The sequence below is a fragment of the Wolbachia endosymbiont of Drosophila tsacasi genome, assembly GCF_028982115.1.
GTDB lineage: Bacteria > Pseudomonadota > Alphaproteobacteria > Rickettsiales > Anaplasmataceae > Wolbachia > Wolbachia pipientis_B.
The window spans coordinates 1-9,374 of the sequence record NZ_JAPQLJ010000018.1 but is presented as its reverse complement, the minus strand read 5'-3'; the positions used below and the strand labels follow the sequence as shown (position 1 = coordinate 9,374).

2 protein-coding genes and 4 pseudogenes are annotated in these 9,374 nt (G+C 35.6%); 4 read left to right on the top strand and 2 right to left on the bottom strand.

Annotated features, from left to right (window positions below):
• Positions 1-119: 119 nt before the first annotated feature.
• Positions 120-1,083 (bottom strand): annotated as a pseudogene (locus OZD70_RS01055) (IS110 family transposase).
• A 231-nt stretch (positions 1,084-1,314) separates the two neighbouring features.
• Between OZD70_RS01055 and OZD70_RS01050 the strand changes: the two are divergent.
• Positions 1,315-2,177: pseudogene (locus tag OZD70_RS01050) on the top strand (IS982 family transposase).
• Positions 2,178-2,191: 14 nt separating this feature from the next.
• Here the strand turns inward: OZD70_RS01050 and OZD70_RS01045 are convergent.
• Positions 2,192-3,001: pseudogene (locus OZD70_RS01045) on the bottom strand (IS110 family RNA-guided transposase); the annotation flags it as partial.
• 215 nt (positions 3,002-3,216) lie between these two features.
• Here OZD70_RS01045 and OZD70_RS01040 point away from each other — a divergent pair.
• The 3 genes and pseudogenes from OZD70_RS01040 to OZD70_RS01030 all read left to right on the top strand — a co-directional run.
• A pseudogene (locus tag OZD70_RS01040) lies at positions 3,217-3,888 on the top strand (Rpn family recombination-promoting nuclease/putative transposase); the annotation flags it as partial.
• 108 nt (positions 3,889-3,996) lie between these two features.
• Entirely contained in the window at positions 3,997-5,586 is a 1,590-nt protein-coding gene (locus OZD70_RS01035; protein WP_275020182.1) for a cytoplasmic incompatibility factor CifA, read from the top strand.
• Between the two features lie 66 nt (positions 5,587-5,652).
• A complete protein-coding gene (locus OZD70_RS01030) occupies positions 5,653-9,141 on the top strand; it encodes a cytoplasmic incompatibility factor CifB (RefSeq protein ID WP_275020180.1) in 3,489 nt (1,162 codons plus the stop codon).
• Positions 9,142-9,374 lie beyond the last annotated feature (233 nt).

Sequence of the window (9,374 nt, the reverse complement as noted above, 5' to 3'; positions counted from 1 at the left end):
ATGTGGGCAATAAAAACCCGTGTGTCATAGAAATAAAATTTTATATCAAACAGCTGTCACAACAATTTCTGCTTAGCTAATGAATATGTGCTTTAAGTCTGTGTGGACGCACATATTCATTAGCTAATTTCAGTTACCGTTGTAAGAGTATGCAAATTAATTGCTTCTTTAAGTCTTGCATTAGCAATTACTATAATTTTTCGCATTAGAGCTGTTATAGCCACCATCTTCTTCTTACCACTTTCAATAAGCTTAGAATAAAAGGCACCAAGTGCAGATTTGGACCTTGCAGCAGCCATGGTTGCTGTAAAAAGCTTTGAACGAACGTTACTTCTTCCACCTATAATCCTTCGGTAGCCAATAGCTTTACCACTTTCCTTAGGATGAAGCGCAACACCTGCAAGGCTTGAAATTTGCCTTTTATTTAAAGAACCAAGTTCCGGTATGAGACACAATAAACATTGAGAGGTTTTTCTACCTATTCCAGGAACTGTTTCAAGAATTTTTTGGCATTATTGCAATTCAGGATTTTCATTGACTATTTTTTGTATAGCTTGATCAAGCTTTTCTACCTGGTTGTTGAGGAATTCAATAGCTTGTTGACAACTTTCCTTAATGTAATCATTTCCAGGAGTTTTTAGCCTATTCTTGTCTTGAACAAGCATTTTCGTAATATCGTCACGACGCTGACAAAGTGCAAACAAGGTGGTTTGTTCTTTTGAGATAGGTGTAAATAGCTGCAGATGTCTACACCGCTCAGAACCATATTGGGCAAGCGCTTTTGCATCAAGACTTTGCCAAAGTTCCATGAGATAGAATGAAGTTTTTAACTTGACGAGTATTAGCACGATGCACAGCAATTTTTCTATCAATAAGAAAATACAATAAGCCAAGCTCATAACCTCCTGTAGCTTCTAAAATTGCCATGGAGTTAGGCAAGATATTTGAAAATTTTTGGTAGAATTGTTTCCAACCAACACAACTATTGTCAAATTTGATGACACCTTTTTGTTCATTAACTGCAGTAACAAATTCAAGTTTTCCAATATCAATGCCAATAAAATTTTGATAAGATGTAACCATAAATAACCTCGAGAGTTTTAGTTAAAGTTTAAGATTGTAAACGGGTGCATATATATGTCCCAAACAACTATTTAAACGTCTCGAAGGATAGGCTTGAGTACCTTGACTATCTACGTATGTTATAATACTACCGTCTTAACCCCAACTATGGATAAAGAATAGATAAAAGTGCAGCTAAGAAGAGGAAAATAGGGTAAGCTCTAGTATTTTAGCGATAATAAGAGGTTACCCATGAAGAAAGATATTACAGAACTTTACTGTTGCGTCGAGGATTTTTGTCGCATGGTCGATGAGAACTTTGCCAATATACTCCCATTAAACTGCAGAAAACCCACTAGAATACCAGGACTCCAGAAATCCTTATCATAATCCTATTGTATCACCAATCACCATGCAAAAATTTCAAAGCTTTTTACCTACTTTATCTGCCACTTTGCAAATTAGAGTTTCCTAAATTGCCAACATATGACCGGTTTATCGCTCTTAAATCGCGGATTTTATGGTATTTAGCATTACTTTTGCAATGGTTCTGCGAACAGGCGAAAATGACAGGTATTTCCTACATCGACACTTCTACAATCGCCATTTGCCACAAAAGAAGGATCTCCAGGAATAAATTTTTTAATGGTTTGGCAGAAATTAGTAAGAGCACATACGGTTGGTTTTTCGGCTTCAAATTGCACTTGGTGATCAACGAAATTGGAGAAATTCAAGCGCTTACGCTAACCAGAGGTAACGTTGACGATAGAAAACCTGTGCCAACTATAACCAAAAAACTAACAGGACTTTTGTTTGGAGATAAGGGCTATATAAAGAAAGAGCTCTTTGAGGAACTCTTCGATAGAGGTCTAAAACTCGTCACTAAAGTGAAAAAGGGCATGAAAAACGCACTGATTTCTCTGAAAGAGAAGATTTTGCTAAGAAAAAGATCGATTGTTGAGACGGTTTTTGACTTCTTGAAAAACAAGTTTGAGATTGAGCATACAAGGCACAGATCACCAACAAATTTCCTAATTCATGTTTTTTCTGTCCTGATTTCCTATTCCTTGCAGTCGAAAAAGCCCTCCATTTCTATGCCTTTCTTTATCGGCTAATCCATAGTTGGGGTTGCTATGGCAGGAAAGAAAAGTGCCTTACGTAATGTTTGTGAACCAACTTTACTTAATCTGGGCTTGGCATATACAGATGAACCTGACGTCATATTTCGCGGTATAACTTCTGCATATGCTGCTAATTGCCTGGCATCTCTAAAAGCTTTTATATCAGGAACTTCAGCTAAAATAGCTATTCTCTCCTATACCTGGAATAGTCAATAGGAGTTGAAAATCTTCCAACAATTCTTTGTGTTGTTTTAATAGTTCGCATATGGAGTTTTTTATTGTTTCTATTTTTTGCTCTATATTCATTGCAAGGTCTTCCCAAGCATTTGCAACTTCTTTAGGTAGCCTCTTTTTTTTTCTAAGTGGTTATTTACTAATGTCAATTCATCTTTTAACGCAGCCGAGCAACGATAAAGATGTTTTAATTTTTTCATTTCAGGAGAAGGTGGTGTCCAACGAATAGGTTCTTGTCTTTGACAATAATCGGCAATAACTTCTGCATCGGTCTGATCATTCTTTTGTCGTATCAGCTTACTCCTTGCATAAGATTTTATGCAATAAGGATTTACAACACTTACAAAATGTCCAGCATTGTGTAGAAATTCAGCCAGTGCTTCGCTATAACAACCAGTAGATTCCATGCAGGTTTTTACTTTTTCTACATTATGTTTGTGTAGAAAATTCAGTAGACTTTGAAACCCATGATCATCGTTCTTAAAGCTCCTTTTTCTAGTTTCACGCTTTCCTTTTTTGCTTATAAATGAGAGAAAAACATCAAAGCGATCTTTTGATATATCTATGCCCAAAAAGTTGTTGATACCCCATACGTTACCATTAAAAATGAAAAGTAAGGCTAGTCTTGTGAATACAGAATTAGAACCATTCAGGTCTTTCTACGATACCGTCCAGCCTACACTTTTGAGAAGGGAATTCTTATCTTTAGTACAGATTTTATATCTAAGGCTTCGATCAGAGTTCTTCCCTTCTCCACCTAATGCTTAAGCTTAAAACATTAGATGCTTTTTTCAAGATACAACGTGCCCAATATTATGCTGCTAAAGCTTACTCAAGTCAAGCAGATCAAGGTGATGATTATCATAACCTCAAGGAAATTATCTTTATAGCTGTTGCTGATTGTATTATTTTTCCAGATAAGGCTGAGTATAAATCTAATCATACTATTCGGGATGAAAATACTAATGAGCATGATTTAAAGGATCTCTACTTCGTATTCATTGAATTACCAAAGTTTACCAAGACTAAAGAAGATCAATTAAAAAATATAGTAGAAAAGTGGTGTTATTTTTTTCGATATGCAGCAGAAACAAGGGAAGAGGACCTAGATAAAATAGTTGGTAGTGATGTAATAATAAAATGAGCTTATGAAGAGATGAATAAGTTTAATTGGTCGGAGGAAGAATTACTAGCATATGAGCAAAGGAAAAAACGTTTAATGGATGAGGTAGCTGCTTTCGCTCAAAAATTTGATGAAGGTGTTAGGGTTGGACACGAAAAAGGCAGACTAGAAGGCATCCTCATCGGTCATCAAAAAGGCAGAGCGGAAGGTAGGGAAGAGGGCGAACAACAGGCTAAAATTGCTGTGGCAAAGAATTCACTTAAGGCGGGTGTTTCTATTGATGTTATTGCTGAAATAACAGGGTTTTCTGTTGATTATATTAAGAAAATTCAAGAAAAGAAGTTTTAGCCATAACGTTTTTTTATTAAACCCTCTATTCTAGTAATTTTAATATTGCAATCCATTCTAATATCTGTACAATACCTTTTTTATATAAATACTTAACAGGCGGGGTTAATGCCAACACAGAAAGAGCTTCGGGCTACGATGTCCAAAAAATTACAGGAAGCTATTAAACATCCAGATCCAACAGTTGCTGCTGGGAGGAAGTCAGCTATCAAGAGATGGGTGGGAGTCCTTCAGGATAACTTTATGGAGCACATAAAATACTTTAAGGGTGATAAGCTGAAGTTCTTGCACAGTGTATTCCGAGCTGAAAGTTCCTGGTCAGGTGTAAGGTTGAATAATGCTGCTTTAGGTCAAAGTTTTACTAAAAAAAAAATAAGGAAAATCGATAATCCACTTCGCAAATATGAGATGGCTTGTAGTTACTGTGTAGTAGATAAAATTCATCCACTCTTTCAAAAAGCATTTAAATCCTACAAAAATGGATTTTCTTCTGATGAACTTGATAGTAGAGGTAATCCTATAACTGATGAGTACATACGAAACTCGCTTTTGGGTGGCATTCGAAGGAAAGGTCCTCTATTTGATTTCTGGATCGATAGAGAATCTGGGGAATTAAAGCAGTATGATGCAGTAGAAGGTTTTGACAGTGCTGTAAAACTTAAGTGGAGTGAAGGGGTAGAGTATTTTTATAATCATTTAAAAGAAGAAGATAAGGAAAAGAAGCTTACAGAAGCTATTCTTGCTCTTTCTCGTCCTCAATCTGTTGAGAAAGACGCTCCTATTTTAGATTTTTGTGTAAGGAATATAGGTGATAAAGATACTCTTTTACAGAAATTGCTGCAGAAAGATAAGGGAGTATATTCCATTCTTGCTGAATTAATAGAGTCATGTTTTTTTGATACGGTTCATGATTTGGTACAGTGCTGGTGTTATAAAGGCGTTTCAGAACGTGGAGATCATTCAGAGAAAATATTCTCACAAGATGAGTATGACCTCCTCCTTTACTCACTTTCAAATGTAATGTTGAAAAATCCTGAGTCAAGTGTTCAAGCTAGATCTCTTGTTATGAAGATTTGGAAATGTGAACGCTTTACTGAATACAGAGAGACCTCTGTTAATACTTCTAATTATACAGTTCCTATAAAGAGTGTACTTGGGGGATTAATTATTAATTGGAAACGAGGAGATGTTTGTAAGCCCAATAGGAAAGGAGAGAAAGAAGAAATATTAGATATGGCATCATTTGCTAGAAGTTACTTTTCTGAAGAGTTTGAATTTTTTAAAGAAGATGTTTGTAAGCTCAATAGGAAAATAGAGAAAGAAGAAATATTAGATATAATATCATTTGCTAAAAGTTGCTTTCCTGAAAAGTTTGAACTTTTTAAAGAAGTCATGGTAGAAAACCTTAGATTATGTGGTAGAGAAAGAATGGAAGAAGGTATAAACTACGATGATTTGGCGAAAGAATTGTTTTCTGAGTTAAAGAAAACAACTTTACCTCCTGGAGGTGATGGCCCTAGGTATGATTTACGGACACGATCTAAAGCTCATGGCAGTAAGAGAACAACTTTGCCAGTTAAAGCTTGTGGCAGTAAGAGAACAACTTTGCCAATTGATGATAGTCCGCAGTCTGAGCTTGGAACTCCTAGTGTAAGTGGTGTTTCTTCTTATAAGAAAAAAAAGCATCTTTACGCTTAGTGGTAATAAGTAATCCACTTATGAACTCTTGGTATTTTTGGTCGTAGTAAATAAAGGGTATTTTGTATGAGTAATGGTGATGGGCTTATTAGGAATTTAGTGGATGGAGATCTTGATGGTTTTAGACAAGAGTTTGAATCCTTTTTAAATCAATGTCCATCTTTCTTGTATCATGTAGGTACAGGACGTTTCCTTCCTGTATTCTTTTTTAGTATGTTTGCTACTGCTCATGATGCAGGCATTTTGAATACAGATGAGAAAGTCTATTTTCGTTTTGATAATCATGGTATTGATACAAGTGGTAGAAATAGAAATACAGGAAACCTAAAAGTTGTTGTTTTAACTCGTAATCGTGACGGACAGCAAGTTGTCAGGTGTTACAGCATTTCTGATCGTTCTAATAGTGGTGGGTTAAGATTTAGTAAAAGGGAGAAAGATTCTCTAGTACAAAAAATTATACAGCAAAATCAAGGTTTAAGGAAAGAAGACCTAAGTTTTGAGCAGTACAAAGTATGTATGCATGGGAAAGGCAGGAGTCAGGGAGAGGCAATTGCAACAGTATTCGAGATGATTCGTGAAAAAGATTCTCAAGGTAGAAATAGATTTGCTGAATATTCAGCGTCTGAGATTAGCCTTCTGAGGCATATAGAACGCAATAGGCTTAGGGAGATTAATGTGCTTGCGCCAAGCAGTGTGTTGAAAGTTAAGGAAATAGAAAGTATACGACTCGATCAAGATCAGATCGTACAGCTTGGTCATTTGGTCAATTTTGTGCAAGTTGGACCAAGTCAGCAAGGGATTTTCAATTTTATGGAAGTGCTAGCAAGTAACCAAAGAATAAATGTAGAACGTGGAATAAATGAAGGAATTTTGCCATACATAACTCGAATCTATCGTAATTACCTAGGCAGCCTACAAAATGACATTCAAAATCGCAGTCAAAAGTTTGAGAGTTACGGGTTTTTATTAGCTTTCTTAGCAAATTTTAGTCATCGCTACACAATAGGCATCGATCTTGACTTATCTCCTAGAAACTCACATGTTGCTTTTCTTGTACGTCATCAAGAAGAAAGAGGAAATGTTCCTATTGTCATTAATATTGCTACAGGAGCAACATTGTCCAGTACCGCATTAGACTGTGCCAGAGGTCACGCTAAAAGATTATATGTTTCTTCATTTATACCTACCACATCAGAGCATACTGTTTGTGTTGGATTAAATTTTGATTTAAATCGAATTCCTTTTAGGGTTGATACGGTAGGGCTTCAACAGGATAGATTTCCTTTAGTACAAAGATTATTTGAGTGTTTGGAGAATGAAGGAATTAGAGAAAATATTAGAGATTTCTTACTTCAACATCTTCTTGCTAAAATACCAAGAAATGCAGAGAATTATAACAGAATATTTGATTGTATAACTGGTTTTACTTTTGGGAGTAGTGCTTTTGCTAGAGAGTATTTAGAGCTGGAAGAAGGAGAAGATCGAGTACGTGTAAGAAAGTATATATTTAGATACGGTGATGGAGATTTAAGAAGACATACTTTAACTATGGTCTTTTATGCTCAGGGTCATAATATAGTTACACTTCATATTAGAGCTCACGATGCGCAACAGCAAGAAGCTATCGATTTACAAGCTCTTAATGTTAATAGAAATAATGTTCATATATGGGAAGTTTCATGCACACTTAATGACCAATTTGAGCTAGATATTGATCAACCAAATGACCTTGGTTTATATCACGATTACCAAAATAATAATGCAAATAATTTTCTTGCTGGTGATCTTATACAAGTGCCTAATGTTGAAAATGTACATGGTATTTCAGAAAGGGTTATGAACGATGGCTGGAAAAATGTAGGTCAGCATAGAGAACTATTTCAAGAGATCTCTGGAATATTGATGCCACTTAGGGACGCAATAAATGTTAATAGTGAGGATAAGTTTCGTTCTATACTACATGGTACATTTTATGCTAGTGATAATCCTTATAAAGTGCTTGCTATGTATAAAGTTGGTCAAACATATAGTTTGAAAAGGGGGCGGGAAGAAGAAGGAGAAAGGGTAATACTCACAAGAATTACAGAACAGACATTAGACATTTTATTATTAAGACAACCTACAGAGAATGATCTAGATACTCATCCAATTGGATATATATTAAGATTTGCTGGTAATGTAGAAGAAGTAGCACAAAAGGAGAATAACGCAAAAGATCGAATAAAAGAACTTATGAACAAGCAAAGAGGATATTTGCTTATTACTTCTGGAAATGAGGTGGTTTTATTTCCTCTTATATTTAATGCAGGTGCAGGGAGAGTAGAAGGTCTGATATCTATTCCAGAAGGAATAGGAAGAGAAGAGTATGTACATAAACTTGATCGTGGTGGTCGTGACTTAAGATCAGGAGGACTAGTGGTCCCTGAAAGTGTTATTGATGAAAATCCACCAGAGGGTCTATTATCAGATCAGACTCGTGAAAATTTAATAAATTATATTCGAGAAAATCCCGGACGGAACCAGACTTTACTGTTTGATCTAGGTGATAGTCGATGTGTTAGTATTACTACCTTCGAAGGTAGTAGACAACAATTCCTAGAAATACTAAGGTCAAGAATAATGGGAGGTGATAATGCCATTCCTATAGCACAAGGAATAAGAAGACAAATAAGAGATATTCTTGGAAATCAAGGGATAGAAGTAAATGATCTACTTACACTAGAATTTGCAACGAGAAATGGACTTTATGATTACTGGCTTCAACAAATTGATATAGCTCATGCTGGAAGATTGCAATATCAGCTTCGTACTGAAGGTAATCACACTTTTGAAGCAGCTAATTTGGCAAGGAATGACGGTAACGAGCACATTGTTAGAGTATTAAATCAATTTAGGGAAAACGAAGAACAACAGCGTTTAACTTTAATCATTACTTTAAATAACACTCATTGGGTTACACTAGTGATTGAACGTCAAAATGGGAACTATGTTGGGTACTATGCTGATTCAACTGCTACTGCTGTTCCAGGTGGTATTACCGATATCATTCAAAATAACTTAGGAAATAATATCAGGATTAATAATGTTTCTGTTCGTCAGCAAACAGATGGTTGGAATTGTGGTTTATGGGCATTAGAAAATGCTAAGGATATTAATCGAGTCCTAAATGAAAATCCTGGAGAACAAGTTCAGAATATTGTAAATATTATGCGTGACTTTCTCGAAAGAAACTACCCAAACAGAGATAGAAATTACTTTCAGAACATAAGAGTGGGCATTTCACAATTATTCAGGAATGATCCGGGATTTCAAGATGTGCAATTGCAAGCATACATTCAAAATAGAGAACAAATTGATCCATTATTACGTACTTATCTAGAATTAAGATATCACAGAGTGGGAGAAGGGTGTGGACCAGTAGAAGCACCTATATCGCTTAGTGTTAGTGATTCCAGTAATTTTGGTGGCCTGCCACAGTCGAGCTTAGAAAGTCCTGAAGCTAGTGTGTTTCTGACCTTAGCAAAGGTAAAGGCGGTAGGTAGAAGTAATCGGTAGATGAAAGGAGTGTAACAAAAACCTTATGCATCAAGTAGAGATTGTGAGCAAATTTAAAGAAGTTAAGGTGGGTAACCTGTTTTTTTCTACTTGTAGCAATGTTTCAAAAAGTATATGTGTCGAGTTGGGTAAAGTTGAAGGAGGTTCTTAAATGAACAGCTATTAATTTAGTAGTATACAACATTAATAAATTTAAATAATGCAACCATTTCCAGCAACCAAAACCAGCAAGC